Here is an 18314-nt window from a genome sequence, read left to right as displayed (position 1 = left end):
CTGGTCGCCATGACCACCCCTCGCATCGCAGAGCTCACCACGGCCGCCGTGGGCGGACCGGCCGGCCACTACGTCCGGGCCGAGACGGAGCAGGCCGTCGTCGACGCCGTCGCGGAGGCCGACGCCGCGTGCCGTCCCGTCCTCGTCGTGGGCGGGGGCTCCAACCTCATCGCGGCCGACGCCGGCTTCGGCGGGACCGTCGTGCACGTCGCCTCCCGGGGCGTCACGGTCGTCGAGGACGGTCCCGGCGCCGCGGTCCTGGAGGTGCAGGCCGGGCACCCGTGGGACGAGCTCGTCGCCCGGACCGTGGCGGAGTCCCTGGTGGGGATCGAGGCCCTCTCCGGCATCCCCGGCACCACCGGGGCCACCCCCGTGCAGAACGTCGGCGCCTACGGCCAGGAGGTCGCCCAGACCGTCGAGCTCGTGCGGGTCTGGGACCGGCACGAGCGGCGGGTGCGGGAGTTCGGCCCCGGCGAGCTGGGCTTCGCCTACAGGGACTCGCTGCTCAAGCGCACCACCGTGGACGGGGCGCCCCGCCACGTGGTCCTCGCCGTGCGGTTCCGGCTGGAGCGCGGCACCGAAGGCGCGCCGGTGCGCTACGCCGAGCTCGCCCGCCGCCTCGGCGTCCAGGTGGGGGAGCGCGCCCCGCTGGCCACGGTCCGGGAGGCCGTCCTGGCCCTGCGCGCCGGCAAGGGCATGGTCCTCGACCCGGCGGACCGGGACACCTTCAGCACCGGCTCCTTCTTCACCAACCCGGTCCTGCCCACCGCGGACCTGGACGGGCGGATCCCGGCGGACGCCCCCCGCTTCCCCGTGGTCGACGCCGCCGGGGCGCCCCTCGAGGACCGCGTGAAGCTCTCCGCCGCGTGGCTGATCGACCGCGCGGGGTTCGGGAAGGGCTTCGGGCTGCCCGGCACCCGCAACGAACTCCTGGACCTCGACGGCGCCGCGGTCGCCGGGGGACGGGCCTCCCTGTCCACGAAGCACACGCTGGCGCTGACCAACCGCGGCGGGGCCTCCGCGGAGGACCTCATGGCGCTGGCCAGGACGGTCCGCGACGGCGTCGCCTCGGTCTGGGGCGTCCAGCTGGTGGCCGAGCCCGTCATCGTGGGCACGGCGGTCTGAGGCGGTCCCGGTGAGCAGCCTCGAGGAGGAGATCGCCCAGGGCGAGAGCTCCGACGGCCGGGTGCGGCGGGCGCTGCGGCGGCTGCGGCGGTGGTCGCACAGCCACCCGGCCCTGTCCGCGGCCTACAAGGTCTTCGTCACCGTGCTCGGAGGCGTGTTCGTGCTCGCGGGCCTGATCATGCTCATCACGCCCGGGCCCGGCTGGCTGGCGATCTTCCTGGGCCTCGGCATCTGGGGCACCGAGTTCCACTGGGCCCACCGGCTCAACCTGTGGGCCAAGGCGCAGGTGATGGTCCGGTGGCGCCAGGTGCAGATCCTGGTGGCGGAGCGGCGGCACCGCCGTGCCCTCGCCGGCCCCGGTGACCTCGTGCCCGGCCCGCGCCACCTGCGCGTCCCGCGCCCCTGAGCAGGCTCCTGGGCCGGTGACCGGGCCTGTGACCGGGCCGGCTGGGCCGGAGGGCCCCTGTCAGCGGATCCGCTCCAGCGCGGCGGCGACCAGCTCGACCGCCCGCCCGGCCGGGAGCCCGAGGGCCCGCACCTCGGCCGCGTAGCGCTCGGCGGCCCGCACGGCCAGGTCCTCGGTGCGGTCCGCGGCGCGCACGAAGCTGCCGCGCCGCCCCCGGGTCTCGATCCCGCCGGCGGCCTCGAGCTCCCGGTAGGCCTTGGCGACGGTGTTGGCCGCGAGCCCCAGGTGCTCCGCGAGCCGGCGCACCGGCGGCAGCCGGGTGCCCGCGGGCAGGGTGCCGTCCTGGCGGCCCTGCAGCACGCGCTGCTTGAGCTGCTCGTACGGCGGGTTCGGGTCGGCGGGGTCCAGCGCCAGCTGCGGCGGGATCCCGGCGTCCTCCGCCGCGTCCCCCGCCCCTGCCGTCACGGCGCCGGCGGGCCGGTCCGCGGCCGCGCCGGCGGTCTCGCCGGCGTTCTGGTCCACGGCGGCCGCTACAGGGTCCCGGTGGCGATGCGCAGCATGCGGCGCAGCGGCTCGGCCGCGCCCCACAGGAGCTGGTCGCCGATGGTGAAGGCGCTGATGTAGCCGGGGCCCATCGACAGCTTCCGGATCCGGCCCACGGGGATGGTCAGGGTCCCGGAGGTCGCCACGGGGGTGAGGTCCCGCATCGAGTCCTCCTTGGTGTTGGGCACCACGGTGGCCCACTCGTTGTCCCCGTCGATGATCCGCTCGATCTCCTCGACCGGCAGGTCCTCGCGCAGCTTGACGGTCAGCGCCTGGGAGTGGGAGCGCATGGTGGCGATCCGCACGCACAGCCCGTCCATCGGCACCCAGTCCTGCGCGTACTGGTCGGTGCGGCCGAGGATCTTGTTGGTCTCCGCCGCGGCCTTCCACTCCTCGCGGGACTGGCCGTTGCCGAGGTCCGCGTCGATCCACGGGATGAGCGAGCCGGAGAGGGGCGCGCCGAACATCGAGGTGTCCAGCTCGTCGCCGCGCTGGGCGTCCAGGACCTTCCGGTCGATGTCGAGGATCGCGGAGGCCGGGTCGGCGAGCTCGTCGGCGACCACGCCGTGGAGGGCGCCGAACTGCTGGAGCACCTCGCGCATGTGCCGGGCGCCCCCGCCGGAGGCGGCCTGGTAGGTCATGGACGTGGCCCACTCGACGAGGTCGTTGCGGAACAGCCCGCCCAGGCCCATCAGCAGGCACGAGACCGTGCAGTTGCCGCCCACGAAGTCCTTGACGCCGCGCGCGAGGCCCTGGTCGATGACGTCGCGGTTGACGGGGTCGAGGACGATGATCGCGTCGTCGTTCATCCGCAGGGTCGAGGCGGCGTCGATCCACAGCCCGTCCCAGCCCGCGGCGCGCAGCCGGCCGTGCACGTCCTTGGTGTAGTCCCCGCCCTGGGCGGTGACGATGATCGGCAGCTTCGCGAGGGCCTCGAGGTCGTGGGCGTCCTGGAGGGTGCCGGCGTCACCCGCGAACCCGGGCGCGGGCCGGCCCGCGCTGGAGGTCGAGAAGAACACCGGGGTGACGTGCTCGAAGTCCCCCTCCTCCTGCATGCGCTGCATGAGCACGGAGCCCACCATGCCCCGCCAGCCGACGAACCCTACCGAATCACCCGTGCGAAAAGTCATGGCCCCCAGTCTAGTGGGCGCGGAACGACAGCCGGCGTCGGCGCTTCTCCTTGACGGCCTGGACCGGCGGGAGCCCGGCGCCGGGGGCCAGGAGCTGCTGGTAGTGCGGGAAGCGGTGCAGGAAGTCCTGCACGTAGGGGCAGGTGGCCCGGACGGCCACGCCCCGCTCGCGGAAGCCCTCCAGCAGCATCGTGACCAGGGTGCGGGCGTAGCCCTGCCGTCCGAACCGCTCGCTGATGATGGTGTTGCGCAGCTCGACCGAGCCGTCCTCCGGGTGCACCTCGTACTCCTCGAAGCCCACGAAGTCCTCGCCCCGCCACAGCTCGTAGCGCTCCCGGTCGGCGTTGTCGACGAGGCGCAGCTCCGGCTCGTCGTGGATCTGCGGTGCGGGGTGCTGGTCGCTCACGGGCGCCTCCTGGTCGGTGGTGCAGCCCACGCTACCGGAGGGCCCGGGCGGACGGAACAGGCCGGAACAGCCCATGAACGGCCCCGTCCCGGCCCCGTCAGCGCCGGGTGCGCCGGTCGATCAGGTAGCCCAGCCCCGTGCGGGAGACGGAGGGCGCGACGACCGGCTCCGAGGCCCACTCCTCGCCGAGCACGGGCGCCACGGTGTCCCCCTCCACGTCGAGGTCGATGGTGGTGACCAGCGCCTCGGTGAGCGGGTGCTCGGGGTCCTCGATCGCGTCCCGGAAGACGCGCTCCCCGCCGATCACCCAGATCTCCTCGGCGCCGGGGCTGCGCAGGGCCAGACCGACCGCCTCGCCCCAGGACGCGGCGGTCAGCACGGCGCCGGGGGCCGTCCCGGCGAGCACCTCCTCCGGGCGGGAGGTGATGACGATGTTGGTCCGGCCGGGCAGGGGCCGGTAGCGCTCGGGGAAGGACTCCCAGGTGCGCCGGCCCATGACCACGGGGTGGCCCGTCGTCGTGCGCCGGAAGAAGGCCAGGTCCTCGGGCAGGGACCACGGCATGGTCCCGTCCCGGCCGATCACGCCGGCCGGCGTCTGCGCCCAGATCGCCCCGACCACGGCGCCCGGGGTCCCCGCGGCGGCGCTCACACTGCCACCGGGGCCTTGATCGCGGGGTGGTGGCGGTAGTCCAGCACCTCGAAGTCCTCGTACGCGTAGTCGAAGATCGACTCCGGCCGCCGCGCGAGCCGCAGCCTCGGGTACGGGTACGGCTCCCGGGAGAGCTGCTCGGTCACCTGCGCCACGTGGTTGTCGTAGACGTGGCAGTCCCCGCCCGTCCAGACGAACTCGCCGGGCAGCAGGTCCGTCTGCTGCGCGACCATGACGGTCAGCAGGGCGTAGGAGGCGATGTTGAACGGCACGCCCAGGAACATGTCCGCGGAGCGCTGGTAGAGCTGGCACGAGAGCCGGCCCGGTCCCTCCTCCTGGGGCTGCACGTAGAACTGGAACAGGGCGTGGCACGGGGGCAGCGCCATGTCGTCGACCTCCGCCGGGTTCCACGCGGTGACCACGTGGCGGCGGGAGTCCGGGGCCGTGCGGATCTGCTCCACGACCCTGGCGATCTGGTCGATCGACCCGCCGCCGGGCGTGGGCCACGAGCGCCACTGGACGCCGTACACGGGGCCGAGGTCCCCGTTCTCGTCCGCCCACTCGTCCCAGATGCTCACGCCGCGCTCCTGGAGCCAGCGCACGTTGGAGTCCCCGCGCAGGAACCACAGCAGCTCCAGGGCCAGGGACCTGAAGTGCACCCGCTTGGTGGTCAGCAGGGGGAAGGACTCCGAGAGGTCGAAGCGGATCTGGCGGCCGAAGACGCTGCGCGTGCCGGTGCCCGTGCGGTCGGACTTGTGCACGCCCTCCTGGAGGACCTCGCGCAGGAGGTCCTCGTACGGGGTCGGCACGGACACCCTCCCGGGCGCGGGGACGGGCTCTGTCATGGGTGCTCCTGCGGGGCGGCGGGGTGGGCGGGCGGGACGGGCGGCGGGGTGGTCAGTCGTCGAACGGCTTCACGAGCTCCACGGAGACCACCCGGCGGCGGTGCCGCCGGGAGATCTGGAGCACGATCATCTCGCCCGGGGTCAGGTACGGGTCCTTGGCCGGGAGCCGCCGCGCCAGCTCGTCGTCCATGTACCGGGTCAGCACCCGCAGGACCGTGGGCAGCACGGGGCGGTGGGTGCACAGGGCCACGGGCGCCTCCTTGTCGAAGATCGTCTGCACCACGGTCGCCGCCCGCTTGGGGTGGCGCTTGTGCGAGGCCTCGGTCAGCTGCGGCCGCTCGCGGACCTTGACCCCGGCCTTGCGGGCGTAGGGCACCACGGTGGAGAGGCAGCGCAGCCACGGCGAGGTCAGGATCCGCTCGGGGGACCACACCTGGAGCAGCCGGGTCACCGCGAGGGCCTGCCGCCTGCCGGTGGCGGCGAGCGGGCGGTCGCCCTCCGCGCGGGACCAGGAGGAGCGCGGCTTGGCCTTCGCGTGGCGCACCACGATCGCCGGCCGCGTCGCCAGGTCCCCCCGCCCGTGCAGCTCGACGAGCCGGGCCAGCGGCTCGCGGTCCGCGGCGTTGCTGAGCATCCGGCTGGCCTCGTCGGGTCCCACCCAGCGCAGCTCGTCCACCTCGCGGCCGTCGGGCTCCGGCCGCGCGCCGGGACCGAACTCGGCGGCCCAGTAGTGCACGGCCTTGAGGCCGACCTCCACCTCGTAGCGGATGGTGGGCAGGGGCACGCCCAGCCGCGGCAGCAGGCCGATCTCCTCCCGCACCTCCCGGTAGGCGGTTTCCGGCAGCGTCTCGCCGTCGTCCTGCTTGCCCTTGGGGAAGGACCAGTCGTCGTAGCGGGGGCGGTGGATGAGGAGCACCTCCAGCCCGTTGCCCGCGCGCCGCCAGCACAGGCAGCCGGCGGCCAGGACGTCCGGCTGGTGGGTGGCGGTGGTGGGCTTCGAGGCGGTCTTGGCCATGGTCGGTCTCTCGTCCCCTGTCCGTGGTGGTTCGTCGTGCGTGGGCCGGCCGTCCGGGCCGGCGTCGGGCGCCTCCACGATGGTACCGGCGGTCAGAGCGTCCGCCGGCCCTGGATCCGGCTCTCCAGCAGGTGCTCCTGGATGTCCTGGAGGGGCCGGCCGGCGGCGTCGCGGTGGTGGCGGTTCCATCGGCCCTCGGCGTCCAGGTGCCAGCTGCTCGTGGTGTCGGAGACGTAGCGGTGCAGCAGGTCCACGAGCGCCCGGGCCTGGCGGGGGTCGGTGATCCGCACCAGGGTCTCCACCCGGCGGTCCAGGTTGCGGTGCATCATGTCCGCCGAGCCGATGTAGACCGCCGGCTCACCCCCGTTGGCGAAGGCGAACATCCGGGAGTGCTCGAGGAACCGGCCCAGGACCGAGCGCACCCGGACCGTCTCGGACAGCCCCGGCACGCCGGGGCGCAGCGCGCAGATCCCGCGCACCACGACGTCCACGGGCACCCCGGCCTGGGACGCCCGGTAGAGCGCGTCGATCACGGCCTCGTCCACGATCGAGTTGCACTTGACCTGGATCCGAGCCGGGTGCCCGGCACGGTGGTGGCGGATCTCCGCCTCCACCAGGTCGATCAGCCCGGAGCGCACCGAGCGCGGGGCCACGAGCAGGCGCTTGAACGTGGTCTTCGGGGCGTAGCCGGAGAGCTGGTTGAACAGCCGGGAGACGTCCTCCCCGACCTCCGGGTCGCAGGTCAGCAGCCCCAGGTCCTCGTAGAACCGGGCCGTGGAGGGGTGGTAGTTGCCCGTGCCGATGTGCACGTAGCGGCGCAGGCCGTGGTCCTCCTGGCGCACCACCAGGGAGAGCTTGCAGTGGGTCTTCAGGCCCACGATGCCGTAGACCACGTGCACCCCGGCCTGCTCGAGCTTGCGCGCCCACGAGATGTTGGCCTGCTCGTCGAACCGGGCCTTGATCTCCACCAGCGCCAGCACCTGCTTGCCGGCCTCCGCGGCGTCGATGAGGGCGTCCACGATGGGGGAGTCCCCGGAGGTGCGGTAGAGGGTTTGCTTGATCGCCTGCACCCTCGGGTCGGCCGCGGCCTGCTCCAGGAACGCCTGGACGCTCGTGGCGAAGGAGTCGTACGGGTGGTGCAGCAGCACGTCGCGGGCGCGGGTCGCGGCGAAGACGTCGGCGGCCTTGGCGGTCTCCGTGGCGTTGAGGTACCGGGAGGTGTGGGCCACGTGGCGCGGGTAGTGCAGCTCCGGGCGGTCGATCCCCGCGATCACGCCCAGGCCGCGCAGGTCCAGGGGCGCGGGCAGGCGGTAGATCTCCGACCCGTCGATGCCGAGCTCGGAGACGAGCAGCTCGAGCACCTCGTCGCTGATGCTCTCCGTCACCTCGAGCCGGACGGCCGGGCCGAAGCGCCGGCGCAGCAGCTCCTTCTCGAGGGCCTGCAGCAGGTTCTCGGCGTCGTCCTCCTCGACCTCCAGGTCCTCGTTGCGGGTCACGCGGAAGACGTGGTGCTCCTCGACCTCCATGCCGGGGAACAGGTCGTCGAGGTGCTCGGCGATGACGTCCTCGAGGGCGACGAAGCGCGCCGCCTGGCCGGGCAGGTTCCGGCTGCGGGCGCCGTCCACGGCCAGCAGCCGGGGCAGCTGGTCGGGGACCTTCACCCGGGCGAACAGGCGCTTGCCCGTCTGGGGGTTGCGGACCATCACGGCGAGGTTGAGGCTCAGCCCGGAGATGTACGGGAACGGGTGGGCGGGGTCCACGGCCAGCGGGGTGAGGATGGGGAAGACGCCCTGGTGGAAGTCCCGGCTGATCCGCTCGCGGGTGGGGGAGTCCAGGTCCGTCCAGCGCACCAGGTGGATGTTCTCCCGTGCCAGCTCGGGGCGCACCAGCTCGTGGAACGCGCGGGCGTGGCGGTGCTGGAGCGCGTGCGCGTGCACGGCGATGGTCTCCATCTGCTCGGCCGGTGAGCACCCCGAGGCGCTCGGGCGGGCGATGCCCGTGGCGATCCGCCGCTTCAGCCCGGCGACCCGGACCATGAAGAACTCGTCCAGGTTCGAGGCGACGATGGACAGGAACTGGACGCGCTCCAGCAGGAACAGCTCCGGGTCCTCCGCGAGCTCCAGGACCCGGGTGTTGAACGCGATCCAGCTGGCCTCGCGGTCCAGGAAGCGCTCCGGGCCGTGCCGGCCCTCGAGCACCTGGCGGGCGGCGGGGACGGGGTCGTCGATCCGGTCCCGGTCCCCGTGCCCCCGCGGGGCGAGGGCCCCTGCGGCCCCGTCCCGTCCCGCGGGCTCCAGGACGCCGGAGTACATGACGTCGAGGTGCCACGGCCGGAAGCCGAGGCGCTCGTAGAGCCGCAGGGCCGCGGTGTTGTCCCCGTCCACGTAGAGCATGACCTCGTCGAGGCCCTGCTCGGCGAGGTGGTTGACGCCGGCGGCGGTCAGCGCCCGGCCCAGGCCCGCGCCCTGGTGCTCCGGGACGATGCCCACGGCGTAGACCTCCCCGAGGGGCGCCCGCCCGCCCTCGGCGGGATGGACCTTGGTCCAGTGGAAGCCGGCGACGGTCCCGGGGTCGTCCTCGGGGACGGCCAGCAGGAAGCCCGCCGCGTCGAACCACGGCTCGGCCTCGCGCTGGCGGAGGTCGTCCAGGGTCATCCGGCCCTGCTCCGGGTGGTCGGCGAAGGCCGCGGCGTTGGCGCGCAGCCACTCCTGCTCGTCGCGGCCGGGTTCGAAGCTGCGCAGCCGGTAGCCGGCCGGCAGCTCGCCGGGCAGGGGCAGGTCCTGCGCGCCGCGCAGCGGCCGCAGCAGGCGGTGCAGGTCGCGGACGGGGGTCAGCCCGTGGCGGGCGGCCAGGGCCGCCGCGCCGGGGTGGCCGCCGTGCGCCCAGGCCCGGACCGTGCCCGTGCCGCCCTCGGCCAGGGCGGCCGTGAGCGCCCCGCCGATCCCGCGCCGGCGGTGCCGGGGGTCGACCACGAGCTCCACGAGGTGCGCGGCGCCGTCGTCCTCGCTCACCCCGACGCCCGCGCCCACGAGCTCGCCCTGGGGGGAGCGGGCCAGGACGGTGCGCACCCGCGGGTCGGGGGTGGCGCGCAGGTCCACGAGGGTCTGGTCGGAGAAGGGCGGGTCGCCGTCCGCGGCCCCGGCGCGGGACGCGAGCTCGGTGATCTCGTCGAGCGGCGCGGCGTCGGGCCGCTCCAGGATGTACGGCGCGGGGTCGGGCATGGGGGCCTCCTGCGGGGCGGGAAGGGTGCGGGGACGGTCCGGGAGCGTCCCGGGGGCGACGGGGCGGCTCCGCCGGGGCGTCAGTCCTCCCGGCCGCGCCCCGTGGTGAAGCTGTAGCCCACGTTACGCACCGTGGTGATCAGGTGCTCGTGGTCGGAGCCGAGCTTGGCGCGCAGCCGCCGGACGTGGACGTCCACGGTGCGGGTGCCCCCGTAGTAGTCGTAGCCCCACACCTCGCTCAGCAGCTGGGCGCGGGTGAAGACCCGGCCCGCGTGCTGGGCGAGGAACTTCAGGAGCTCGAACTCCTTGTAGGTGAGGTTCAGGGGCTGGCCGTTGACGTGGGCCGAGTAGGCGGCGTCGTCGATCACCACGGAGCCGGCGCGGATCCGCGTGTCGTCCTCGGGGTGCTCCGCGGTGCGGGACGACGCCAGGCGCAGCCGGGCCTCGACCTCCGCCGGTCCCGCGGTGTCCAGCACCACGTCGTCGACCATCCAGTTCGCGGCCACGGCCGCCATCCCGCCCTCCGTGAGGACCATGAGCAGCGGGGCGGCGAGCCCCTTGGCGGTGAGCAGCTGCGCGAGGTTGCGCGCGGTGATCAGATCGGTGCGCCCGTCGAGGAGGACGACGTCGGGCTCGTGGCCCTCCAGGCTGCCCGAGGCCGTGCGGGTGGGCGCGACGGCCACCCGGTGGTTGAGCAGGTCCAGGGCCGGCAGCACCGATGCCGACGGCCCGTCCGCATCGGTCAGCATCAGGATCTGGAACAAAACGGGCTTCTCCACTCTGGCGTACGGGCTGAGCTGTCAGTATAAGTCGGCCCTCCTGCCGGGCCCGCCGGGGCGCTCCGCGCGGGCGAGCCGCTATCGTGGCACGTGACCGCGCGGGCCCCGGCCCGGACCCGTCGACAGGACAGGAGTCCGACCGCCATGAGATACGCCATGATCGCCGCGTGCAGCGTGCTCAGCCTCGTGGCCGTCCTCGGCGCGGTCGTGGTGGGCGGCCCGGCTCCCGCCCTGCTCGCCGTGGCCATGTCCGTGCTGATCGGCTTCGGCTGGCCCGCGGCCACCGGCATCGCGGCCCGGCACCGGCACAACGTCATCATCAGCGCGGCCGGCACCGTCGCCGCGCTGCTCGTCCAGTTCCTGCCCGGCCAGCAGCTCGTGTGGCTGCCGGCGGTGCTCGGCGTGGCCCTGATGTCCGTGTTCGCGGCGGAGCTGGTGCGGGGGGAGGGCGCCGAGCACCGGCTGGAGTCCACGATCGCCTCCACCGCGGGCGTGCTCGCCGCCGTCAGCTCCTCCGGCTGGATCGCCCTGGGCGACGACTACCGCACCACCGGCGCCGAGCCGTCCCAGCTCGTCCTCGTCGGCCTGCTGCTCGCCGCGGTCGTCGCCCTCGTGGGCGGGCGCCTGATCGCTGCGGCGCCGGCGGACTCCCCCCGGCGCGGGGTCCTGGTCCTCGGCGTGACCCCCGTGGCGTTCCTCGGCGTGGCCGCCGTCTTCGCGGCCCGCGTGCTGGGCCCCGTGGTAGCTTAACGACCATGCTTGCACTCGAGATCTTCTACCTGGCCCTGCTGGGCATCGCCAGCCTGTTCATCCTCGGCATCTCCGTGAAGGTGGTCCTGGGCCTGTTCAAGGGCCAGCACTAGTCCCGTGCCGATCGAGATCCCCTCGGATCTGACCCCCGAGCTCGTCCCCTTCGCCTGGCTGCTGGGCACCTGGGAGGGTGACGGCTTCATGGGGTACGGAGAGGTCGAGCAGCGGGCCTTCCGCCAGCGCGTGACCTTCGAGCAGAACGGCCTGCCGTTCCTGGAGTACCGGGCGGAGACCACGCTCCTCGACGAGGAGGGGCAGCTGCTGCGTCCGGCCACGGTGGAGCAGGGGTTCTGGCAGATCGACCGCACGCTCGAGGACGGCGACGTCGGTCCCGGGATGCTCCCGGCCGACATCGTGCCGGTGCACAAGGGCGCCGAGGACGTGGAGCAGCTGCGCAACGCCGACGGCGGCTTCGACGTCCTCGTGACCCTGACCCACCCCGGCGGCGTCGCCGAGCTGTACATCGGCCAGATCAAGGGCCCGCGGATCGACCTCGCCACGGACGCCGTGGTCCGTGCCCGGGGCGCCAAGGACTACTCCGCGTCCAGCCGGATGTACGGGCTCGTCCACGGGGACCTCTTCTGGGCCTGGGACATGGCCGCCCTCGGCGAGCCGCTGACCACGCACGCCTCCGCCCAGCTCAAGAGGGTCGGCTGAGCGCCGTGGGCGGCTACCGCTCCCCCCTCCTCGACCGCCCGGGCGCCGTCGAGGCCGGCGGCCTGGACCGCGGCGTCGCGGCGCACTACGGCGACCCCGTCCAGGAGCAGCGCGCCCTCGTGCGCACCCCCGGCACCGTGGTCGACCTCTCCCACAAGGGCGTCGTCACCGTGACCGGCCCCGACCGCCTCAGCTGGCTCACCACCCTGTCCTCCCAGGTGCTCACCGGCCTCGAGCCGGGCCGCGGCACCGAGACGCTCTTCCTCTCCGTCCAGGGGCGCATCGAGACGGCCCCGCACGTCGTCGACGACGGCGCCACCACGTGGCTGATCACGGAGGCCGACGAGACCGCGCCGCTCGTGGCGTGGCTGGAGTCCATGCGCTTCGCCCTGCGCGTGGAGATCGCGGACCGCACGGACGAGTGGGCCGTGCTCGGCGCCACCGGCCCCGTGCCGGACCTCGACGGCGTCGTCTGGAAGGACCCCTGGCCGGAGGTCGCGCCGGGCGGCTGGACCTACGCCGTCCTCGACGGCCCGCACCCCGGCGAGGAGCGGATCTGGTGGGAGCACCTGGTGCCCCGCGCCGACCTCGCCCGCACCGCCGACGGCCTCCGGCTGGCCGGCGCCTGGGCCGCCGAGGCCCTGCGGATCGCCGCGTGGCGCCCGCGCTGGGGTGCCGAGACCGACGAGAAGACCATCCCGCACGAGCTCGACCTCCTGCGCACCGCGGTGCACCTCGCCAAGGGCTGCTACAAGGGCCAGGAGACGGTCGCGCGCGTGCACAACCTGGGCCACCCGCCCCGCCGGCTCGTCCTGCTCGACCTCGACGGGTCGGAGCACACCCTGCCCGCGGCCGGCTCGGCGGTCCTCGCGGGGGAGCGGACGGTCGGCCGGATCACCTCCGTGCAGCTGCACCACGAGGCGGGCCCGATCGCCCTGGCGGTGCTCAAGCGCACCGTGGACCCGGCCGCCCCGCTGGTCGTCGTGGACGGCGAGGACCGGTACGCGGCCTCCCAGCAGGTCGTGGTCTCCCCGTCGGCAGGCCAGGTCGTGGGCCGGCAGCAGGGCTTCCTGCGCGGCTCCGGCGGACTGCGCCCGTAGCCCGGGGGGCGGACCGCACGGCCCCGGCCGGACGACCCCCGGCTCCGCGGGCCGGCGGCGGGTCCCGGCCGGACGCGACGGCCGGGACCCGCGCGGACCGGCTCAGCGGCCGAAGAGCACCCGGGCCTCGTCCCAGCGGTACTGCGGCACGGTCTTGAGGCCCTCCAGGGCCTCGCCGAAGTCCACCCGCACCATGTCCGTGCCCCGGATGGCGACCATCCGGCCCCACTGCTTCTCGTGCACGAGGTCCACCACCGCCATGCCGAAGCGCGTGGCCAGCACCCGGTCGAAGCCGGTGGGGGCGCCGCCGCGCTGGATGTGCCCCAGGGTGGTGTTCCGGGTCTCGATGCCGGTCAGCCGCTCGATCTCCTCGGTCACGTACTCGCCGACCCCGCCCAGGCGCGGACGGCCGGACTCCTCGGTGCCCTTGCCGGCCAGGACCTCGTCGCGCCCCTCCGGGATGAAGCCCTCGGCCACGACCACCAGCGGGGAGCGGCCGCGCTCGTGCACCTCGGTCACCCACTGGGCCACCTGCTCCATGGGGACCTTCTGCTCCGGGATCAGCACGGCGTGGGCGCCGGCGGACATCCCGGAGTGCAGCGCGATCCACCCCACGTGGCGGCCCATGACCTCCGCGACCATGCAGCGGTGGTGGGACTCGCCGGTGGTGCGCAGCCGGTCCATGGCGTCGGTCGCGATCTGGACCGCGGTGTCGAAGCCGAACGTGTAGTCGGTGGCGTTGAGGTCGTTGTCGATGGTCTTCGGCACGCCGACCACGGGGAGGCCGGCGTCGGCCAGCTCCTTGGCGCCCGCCAGGGTGCCCTCCCCGCCGATGGCCACCACCGCGTCGATCGCGTGCCGCTCCAGGGTCACGGCGATCTTCTCGGGGCCGCCGTGGGGCCCGTCGTAGGGGTTGGTGCGCGAGGTGCCCAGGATGGTGCCGCCCTCCCGGGCGAGACCGCGGACGCGGGTGCGGGGCAGGTCCATGATGTCGCCCTCGACCACGCCGCGCCAGCCGTCGCGGAAGCCTACGAAGTCGTGGCCGTAGGTCTTGATGCCGTGCAGCACGGCGCCGCGGATCACGGCGTTGAGGCCGGGGCAGTCCCCGCCGCTGGTCAGCAGTCCGATCTTCATCCGTACAGGCTCCTCGAGGTGGTCGTTCGCAGGTGGTCGTTCGCGGGCGTGCGGGTCCGGCGGGTTGCGCCGACCCGCCCAGTCTAGTGAGCAGGGTGTCCGCGGGCGCGACCGGCCGCGGCTGTGTTGTGCCCTCCCTCGTCCCGGCGCCGGGCGTGCCTAGACTGCCCTGGAGGGCCCGTCCGGGCCGGAAGGAGGTCCGCGATGGCCGAGGACAGAGAACCGGTCCGGGAGAACCTGCGGGAGTTCATCGACAAGCTGATCGAGCAGGGCTACACGGTGCGGGAGGGCCAGTCCCCGGACCCGGACCTGATCGACCCCGGGGGCTCGGCGGTGGAGACCTGGCGGGAGGAGTACCCCTACGAGGAGCGGATGTCCCGGGAGCAGTACGAGCTGGAGAAGTACCAGCTGCAGATCGAGCTGCTGAAGTTCCAGTACTGGGGCCAGGACCACGACCTGCGCCACGTGATCGTCTTCGAGGGCCGTGACGCCGCCGGCAAGGGCGGGACCATCAAACGGTTCACCGAGCACCTCAACCCCCGGGCGGCCCGTGTGGTGGCGCTGACCAAGCCCTCGGACCGGGAGCGGGGGCAGTGGTACTTCCAGCGCTACATCCAGCACCTGCCCACGGCCGGGGAGATCGTGATGTTCGACCGCTCCTGGTACAACCGCGCCAACGTGGAGCGGGTGATGGGCTTCTGCACCGACGCGGAGTACCGGACGTTCATGGAGCAGGCCCCGGTGTTCGAGAAGATGCTGGTGGACTCCGGGATCCACCTGACCAAGTTCTGGTTCTCGGTCACCCAGCACGAGCAGCGGACCCGGTTCGCGATCCGGCAGATCGACCCGGTGCGCCGGTGGAAGCTCTCGCCGATGGACCTGGCCTCCCTGGACCGGTGGGAGGACTACACGGAGGCGAAGGAGGAGATGTTCCTGCGCACCGACACCGACCACGCGCCGTGGATCACGGTGAAGTCCAACGACAAGAAGCGGGCCCGGCTCAACGCGATGCGCTTCTTCCTGGACCAGTTCGACTACGACGACAAGGACCCCGAGGTGGTCCACCCGCCCGACCCGCTGATCGTGCGCCGCGGCCGCGAGGCCGTCGGGGACTGAGCGCCGGGCCCGTCCGCGCACCCCCACGACGACGCCGCCCGTCCCCGGAAGGGGGCGGGCGGCGTCGTGCGGGGCCGGGCTCAGCGCCCGGCGCGGTCCACGAGGACCCAGTTGGCCGTGGCGTTGGCGGCGGTCACCGCGAGCACCGAGGGCCAGGCGCCGATCCTCCGGGCCAGCGGGTGGGAGAGCCCGAAGCCCAGGACGTAGAGGGCGGTCAGGCCCGCGGTCGTGGCCGGCCCGCCGCGGCGCCACCACGTGTGGGCGGCCGCGGCCCCCGCGGCGGCGAGCACCGCGCCGCCGAGCGGGCGGTTGCCGGTGGCCCGCGCCGTCGCGTAGCCGCCGATCAGCCCGCCGGAGACGAGGACGGCGGTGGGCACGGCCTCCGCCGCGCGCACGGCGGTGTCCAGGACGTCCGCCGCGGCGCTCACGCGGCGCCGCCGAGGAAGTCCTGGAGCCGGCGCAGGCCCTCGGCGAGGTCGTCGTCGCCCAGGGCGTAGGACAGCCGCAGGAAGCCCGAGGGGCCGAAGGCCTCACCGGGGACCACCGCCACCTCCGCCTTCTCCAGGACCAGCTCGGCGAGCTCGGCGGAGGTCCGCGGGACGGCGTCGCCGAAGCGTTTGCCGAGCAGGCCCCGCACGTCGGCGTAGGCATAGAAGGCGCCGGTCGGCACCGGGCACTCGACGCCCTCGATGGCGTTGAGCGCCTCGACCATGACCTTGCGCCGGCGGTCGAAGGCCTCCCGCATCCGGTGCGCCTCGTCGAGGGGGCCGGAGACGGCCGCGAGCGCCGCGCGCTGGGCCACGTTGTTGACGTTGGAGGTCAGGTGGGACTGCAGGTTGGTGGCGGCCTTGATGACGTCGGGGGCCCCGATCATCCAGCCGACGCGCCAGCCGGTCATCGCGTAGGTCTTGGCCACGCCGTTGAGGATGACCACGCGGTCGCCCAGCTCGGGCACCGCGGCGGCGATCGAGGTGAACGGCACGCCGTCATAGGTGAGGTGCTGGTAGATCTCGTCGGTCAGCACGAAGATCCCCTTCTCCGCGGCCCACCGGCCCACGGCGGCGGTCTCCTCGGGGGAGTACACGGCGCCGGTCGGGTTGGACGGGGAGCAGAACAGCAGGGCCTTGGTGCGCTCGGTCCACGCGGCCTCCAGCAGCTCCGGGGTGACCTTGTAGCCGAGCTCGGGCCCGGCGAAGACCTCCACCGGGTTGCCGCCGGCGAGCTTGATCGCCTCGGGGTAGGTGGTCCAGTACGGGGCGGGCAGCAGCACGTCGTCGCCCTCGTCCACGACCGTGGCGAAGGCCTGGAAGACGGCCTGCTTGCCGCCGTTGGTGATGAGCACCTGCGAGGGCTCCACGGCGTACCCGTCGTCCCGGGCGGTCTGCTCCGCGACCGCCTTCCGCAGCTCCGGCAGCCCCGCGGCGGGGGTGTAGCGGAAGTTCGCGGGGTCCTGCAGCGCGGCCGCGGCGGCGTCCACGATGTACTGCGGGGTCGGGAAGTCGGGCTCCCCGGCGCCGAAGCCGATCACGGGCCGGCCGGCGGCCTTGAGCGCCTTGGCCTTGGCGTCCACCGCGAGGGTCGCGGATTCTGCGATGGCGCCGACGCGCCGGGAGATGCGGGATGCGGTCATGACCGGGGGCCTCCTGGAAGGGACGGGCGGGTCCGCCGGGTGCGGGCACGGCGGTGCGGACGTGTCCCCATGCTACTCGCGGGCCCGCGCCCCGGTCCGGGGGCGCGGCCGCGGCCGGCGACCCGGATCGCGCACGCCCCGGATTGCACGCGGCCCGGCCGGTCGCCTACAGTGGTCCACTGGTGTCATCGACGCCTGCTCCGCCGTGCCGTACCGGCCGCGGGGCGGGTGGTAGAGTCGGTGACCGGGTCCGAGCGAATCGGCACCGGCGTTCCGACGCCGGCCGTCCTTCGTGAGGCACGAAGGGCAGTGGCGCAATTGGTAGCGCAGCGGTCTCCAAAACCGCAGGTTGCAGGTTCGAGTCCTGTCTGCCCTGCTCCAGTCCGGGACGGATCCCGGCGCCCCGTCCGGGGCGCCGGGGCCGCACCGGATCGGCGGCCCGGCCGGTGCCGCCCTCCGGGCGCGGACGAGCCGGCAGCACCGCACGGCACGCACGAGTCCAGACAGGGAGAGCCGATGTCGCAGACCACCGCCGGCAGGGCGTCGGGCCAGCCCCCGGGGCAGGACGCCGAGAGCCCCCGCGGCCTCTTCGGGCGCCTGTTCCTGTTCCTGCGCCAGGTGGTGGGGGAGCTCAAGAAGGTCGTCACCCCGACCCGGCGCGAGCTCGTCAACTACGTCCTGGTCGTCCTCGTGTTCGTGGCGTTCATGATGGTGCTCATCTCGGTCCTGGACCTCGCGTTCGGGCAGGCCGCCCTGTGGATCTTCGGCCAGGGGAGCGCCCCCGCCGCCGGCTGAGCCCGGGGCGTGCACCGGCGGACCGGGCGCCGCCGCCCACAGAGCACGACATCCACGAGAAGAGCAGGGAGATCCAGTGACCGAGCACGAGCTCGAAAACGGCATCGACGCGTCGGTCGAGGCCGACCAGCAGGCCGCGGAGCCGACGGAGGCGCCCCTCCAGGAGGCCTCCGTGCAGGAGGCCGACCACGCAGCCGCGCACGAGCCGGACGATGCACCGGTCGCCCCCGCCGCGGAGGCCGCCGAGGCCCCCGCGACCTCGGACGCCGACGAGCCGGCCGTGGACCCCGTCGAGGAGTTCAAGGCGAAGCTGCGCCGCCAGGAGGGTGACTGGTACGTCATCCACACCTACGCCGGCTACGAGAACCGCGTGAAGACGAACCTCGAGACCCGCATCCAGTCCCTCAACATGGAGGAGGACATCTTCCAGATCGAGGTGCCCATGGAGGAGGTCGTCGAGATCAAGAACGCCCAGCGCAAGACCGTGCGCCGCGTGCGCATCCCCGGCTACGTGCTGGTGCGGATGGACCTCACCGACGCCTCCTGGGGCGCCGTGCGGCACACCCCGGGCGTGACCGGCTTCGTGGGCCAGGACGCGTACAACCCCGTCCCGCTGCGCCTCGACGAGGTCTTCGAGATGCTCAACCCGACCTTCGAGGCCCCGGCCGGCGCCGGCGCGCAGGCGGCGTCCCAGCCCAGCGCCCAGCCGCAGATCGACGTGGACTTCGAGGTCGGCGAGTCCGTCATCGTCAAGGAGGGCCCGTTCGAGACCCTCCCGGCCACGATCTCCGAGATCAAGGTCGAGTCCCAGCAGCTCGTCGTCCTCGTGTCGATCTTCGAGCGCGAGACCCCGGTCACCCTGGGGTTCAACCAGGTCTCCAAGATCTGATCCGCGGGCCCCGGCCCGCTCCACAGTCCCGGCCCCCCGGTGCACGCTTCACCGAGGGGCCGCC

General features: G+C 73.9%; 19 protein-coding genes, 1 tRNA gene and 1 pseudogene. 9 read left to right on the top strand and 12 right to left on the bottom strand.

The genetic code is table 11. The annotated features are described in order from the left end of the window. Positions 1 to 9 precede the first annotated feature (9 nt). On the top strand, positions 10 to 1125 hold the full coding sequence (locus IEW07_RS08505) for a UDP-N-acetylmuramate dehydrogenase (RefSeq protein WP_188536229.1): 1116 nt from the start codon (positions 10 to 12) through the stop codon (positions 1123 to 1125). Between the two features lie 10 nt (positions 1126 to 1135). Then, a complete protein-coding gene (locus IEW07_RS08500) occupies positions 1136 to 1531 on the top strand; it encodes a PGPGW domain-containing protein (protein WP_188536227.1) in 396 nt (131 codons plus the stop codon). A 60-nt stretch (positions 1532 to 1591) separates the two neighbouring features. Here the strand turns inward: IEW07_RS08500 and IEW07_RS08495 are convergent, their stop codons facing one another. The 9 genes and pseudogenes from IEW07_RS08495 to IEW07_RS08460 form a co-directional block, all read right to left on the bottom strand. Next, positions 1592 to 2053, bottom strand: a complete 462-nt coding sequence (locus tag IEW07_RS08495; protein WP_308738220.1) for a GntR family transcriptional regulator — start codon at positions 2051 to 2053, stop codon at positions 1592 to 1594. A gap of 8 nt (positions 2054 to 2061) precedes the next feature. Next, the gene (gene asd, locus IEW07_RS08490; RefSeq protein ID WP_188536225.1) at positions 2062 to 3204 is read right to left on the bottom strand and encodes an aspartate-semialdehyde dehydrogenase; all 1143 of its coding nucleotides are present in this window, start codon (positions 3202 to 3204) and stop codon (positions 2062 to 2064) included. A 10-nt stretch (positions 3205 to 3214) separates the two neighbouring features. Further along, on the bottom strand, positions 3215 to 3610 hold the full coding sequence (locus IEW07_RS08485; RefSeq protein ID WP_229741669.1) for a GNAT family N-acetyltransferase: 396 nt from the start codon (positions 3608 to 3610) through the stop codon (positions 3215 to 3217). A gap of 97 nt (positions 3611 to 3707) precedes the next feature. Beyond that, positions 3708 to 4172, bottom strand: a complete 465-nt coding sequence (locus IEW07_RS08480; protein WP_443093584.1) for a dihydrofolate reductase — start codon at positions 4170 to 4172, stop codon at positions 3708 to 3710. A gap of 83 nt (positions 4173 to 4255) precedes the next feature. Then, entirely contained in the window at positions 4256 to 5104 is an 849-nt protein-coding gene (locus tag IEW07_RS08475; RefSeq protein WP_188536221.1) for a thymidylate synthase, read from the bottom strand. 52 nt (positions 5105 to 5156) lie between these two features. Next, entirely contained in the window at positions 5157 to 6119 is a 963-nt protein-coding gene (locus tag IEW07_RS08470; RefSeq protein WP_188536219.1) for an NUDIX hydrolase, read from the bottom strand. 92 nt (positions 6120 to 6211) lie between these two features. Continuing rightward, a complete protein-coding gene (locus tag IEW07_RS08465) occupies positions 6212 to 8431 on the bottom strand; it encodes an RNA degradosome polyphosphate kinase (protein ID WP_371870222.1) in 2220 nt (739 codons plus the stop codon). 6 nt (positions 8432 to 8437) lie between these two features. After that, positions 8438 to 9340 (bottom strand): annotated as a pseudogene (gene mshD / locus IEW07_RS20950) (mycothiol synthase); the annotation flags it as partial. A gap of 80 nt (positions 9341 to 9420) precedes the next feature. Then, positions 9421 to 10104, bottom strand: a complete 684-nt coding sequence (locus tag IEW07_RS08460; protein WP_188536215.1) for a response regulator transcription factor — start codon at positions 10102 to 10104, stop codon at positions 9421 to 9423. A 159-nt stretch (positions 10105 to 10263) separates the two neighbouring features. Between IEW07_RS08460 and IEW07_RS08455 the strand changes: the two genes are divergently transcribed. From IEW07_RS08455 to ygfZ, 3 genes are all read left to right on the top strand, one after another. Beyond that, positions 10264 to 10869, top strand: a complete 606-nt coding sequence (locus tag IEW07_RS08455) for a hypothetical protein (protein ID WP_229741666.1) — start codon at positions 10264 to 10266, stop codon at positions 10867 to 10869. 117 nt (positions 10870 to 10986) lie between these two features. After that, the gene (locus IEW07_RS08450; RefSeq protein WP_188536213.1) at positions 10987 to 11586 is read left to right on the top strand and encodes a heme-binding beta-barrel domain-containing protein; all 600 of its coding nucleotides are present in this window, start codon (positions 10987 to 10989) and stop codon (positions 11584 to 11586) included. Between the two features lie 5 nt (positions 11587 to 11591). After that, positions 11592 to 12686: a CAF17-like 4Fe-4S cluster assembly/insertion protein YgfZ gene (gene ygfZ, locus IEW07_RS08445; protein ID WP_188536211.1), complete on the top strand. Its 1095-nt coding sequence runs from the start codon at positions 11592 to 11594 to the stop codon at positions 12684 to 12686. Between the two features lie 102 nt (positions 12687 to 12788). Here the strand turns inward: ygfZ and IEW07_RS08440 are convergent, their stop codons facing one another. Beyond that, the gene (locus IEW07_RS08440) at positions 12789 to 13820 is read right to left on the bottom strand and encodes a 6-phosphofructokinase (protein WP_188536209.1); all 1032 of its coding nucleotides are present in this window, start codon (positions 13818 to 13820) and stop codon (positions 12789 to 12791) included. Between the two features lie 204 nt (positions 13821 to 14024). Between IEW07_RS08440 and ppk2 the strand changes: the two genes are divergently transcribed. After that, the gene (gene ppk2 / locus IEW07_RS08435) at positions 14025 to 14936 is read left to right on the top strand and encodes a polyphosphate kinase 2 (RefSeq protein ID WP_188536207.1); all 912 of its coding nucleotides are present in this window, start codon (positions 14025 to 14027) and stop codon (positions 14934 to 14936) included. An 80-nt stretch (positions 14937 to 15016) separates the two neighbouring features. Here the strand turns inward: ppk2 and IEW07_RS08430 are convergent, their stop codons facing one another. Together IEW07_RS08430 and IEW07_RS08425 are read right to left on the bottom strand one after the other, a co-directional pair. Beyond that, positions 15017 to 15364, bottom strand: coding sequence for a hypothetical protein (locus IEW07_RS08430; RefSeq protein ID WP_188536205.1), 348 nt, complete (start codon positions 15362 to 15364; stop codon positions 15017 to 15019). Next, positions 15361 to 16566 (bottom strand): pyridoxal phosphate-dependent aminotransferase, encoded by a 1206-nt coding sequence (locus IEW07_RS08425; RefSeq protein WP_188536203.1) that lies wholly within the window; start codon positions 16564 to 16566, stop codon positions 15361 to 15363. The genes IEW07_RS08430 and IEW07_RS08425 overlap by 4 nt, the downstream gene beginning before the upstream one ends. Positions 16567 to 16869: 303 nt before the next feature. Here IEW07_RS08425 and IEW07_RS08420 point away from each other — a divergent pair. The 3 genes from IEW07_RS08420 (at position 16870) to nusG (ending at position 18250) form a co-directional block, all read left to right on the top strand. After that, a tRNA-Trp gene (locus IEW07_RS08420) sits at positions 16870 to 16942 on the top strand. A gap of 140 nt (positions 16943 to 17082) precedes the next feature. Next, positions 17083 to 17361: a preprotein translocase subunit SecE gene (gene secE, locus IEW07_RS08415; RefSeq protein WP_188536201.1), complete on the top strand. Its 279-nt coding sequence runs from the start codon at positions 17083 to 17085 to the stop codon at positions 17359 to 17361. A gap of 76 nt (positions 17362 to 17437) precedes the next feature. Next, positions 17438 to 18250 (top strand): transcription termination/antitermination protein NusG, encoded by an 813-nt coding sequence (nusG, locus tag IEW07_RS08410; protein ID WP_188536199.1) that lies wholly within the window; start codon positions 17438 to 17440, stop codon positions 18248 to 18250. The last annotated feature ends 64 nt before the right edge of the window (positions 18251 to 18314 follow it).

The sequence above is a fragment of the Kocuria dechangensis genome (assembly GCF_014636775.1).
Classification (GTDB): domain Bacteria; phylum Actinomycetota; class Actinomycetes; order Actinomycetales; family Micrococcaceae; genus Kocuria; species Kocuria dechangensis.
Note: the sequence above shows the minus strand (reverse complement) of the source record. Positions and strands in the feature narration are given on the sequence as shown.

Excerpts from the sequence above, each read along its gene's own strand:
- IEW07_RS08505 (WP_188536229.1), top strand. The coding sequence starts at position 10 with ATGACCACCCCTCGCATCGCAGAGCTCACCACGGCCGCCGTGGGCGGA.
- asd (WP_188536225.1), bottom strand. The coding sequence starts at position 3,204 with ATGACTTTTCGCACGGGTGATTCGGTAGGGTTCGTCGGCTGGCGGGGC.
- IEW07_RS08480 (WP_443093584.1), bottom strand. The coding sequence starts at position 4,172 with ATGCCGTGGTCCCTGCCCGAGGACCTGGCCTTCTTCCGGCGCACGACG.
- IEW07_RS08475 (WP_188536221.1), bottom strand. The coding sequence starts at position 5,104 with ATGACAGAGCCCGTCCCCGCGCCCGGGAGGGTGTCCGTGCCGACCCCG.
- IEW07_RS08470 (WP_188536219.1), bottom strand. The coding sequence starts at position 6,119 with ATGGCCAAGACCGCCTCGAAGCCCACCACCGCCACCCACCAGCCGGAC.
- IEW07_RS08465 (WP_371870222.1), bottom strand. The coding sequence starts at position 8,431 with ATGTACTCCGGCGTCCTGGAGCCCGCGGGACGGGACGGGGCCGCAGGG.
- IEW07_RS08455 (WP_229741666.1), top strand. The coding sequence starts at position 10,264 with ATGAGATACGCCATGATCGCCGCGTGCAGCGTGCTCAGCCTCGTGGCC.
- IEW07_RS08440 (WP_188536209.1), bottom strand. The coding sequence starts at position 13,820 with ATGAAGATCGGACTGCTGACCAGCGGCGGGGACTGCCCCGGCCTCAAC.
- ppk2 (WP_188536207.1), top strand. The coding sequence starts at position 14,025 with ATGGCCGAGGACAGAGAACCGGTCCGGGAGAACCTGCGGGAGTTCATC.
- IEW07_RS08425 (WP_188536203.1), bottom strand. The coding sequence starts at position 16,566 with ATGACCGCATCCCGCATCTCCCGGCGCGTCGGCGCCATCGCAGAATCC.
- secE (WP_188536201.1), top strand. The coding sequence starts at position 17,083 with ATGTCGCAGACCACCGCCGGCAGGGCGTCGGGCCAGCCCCCGGGGCAG.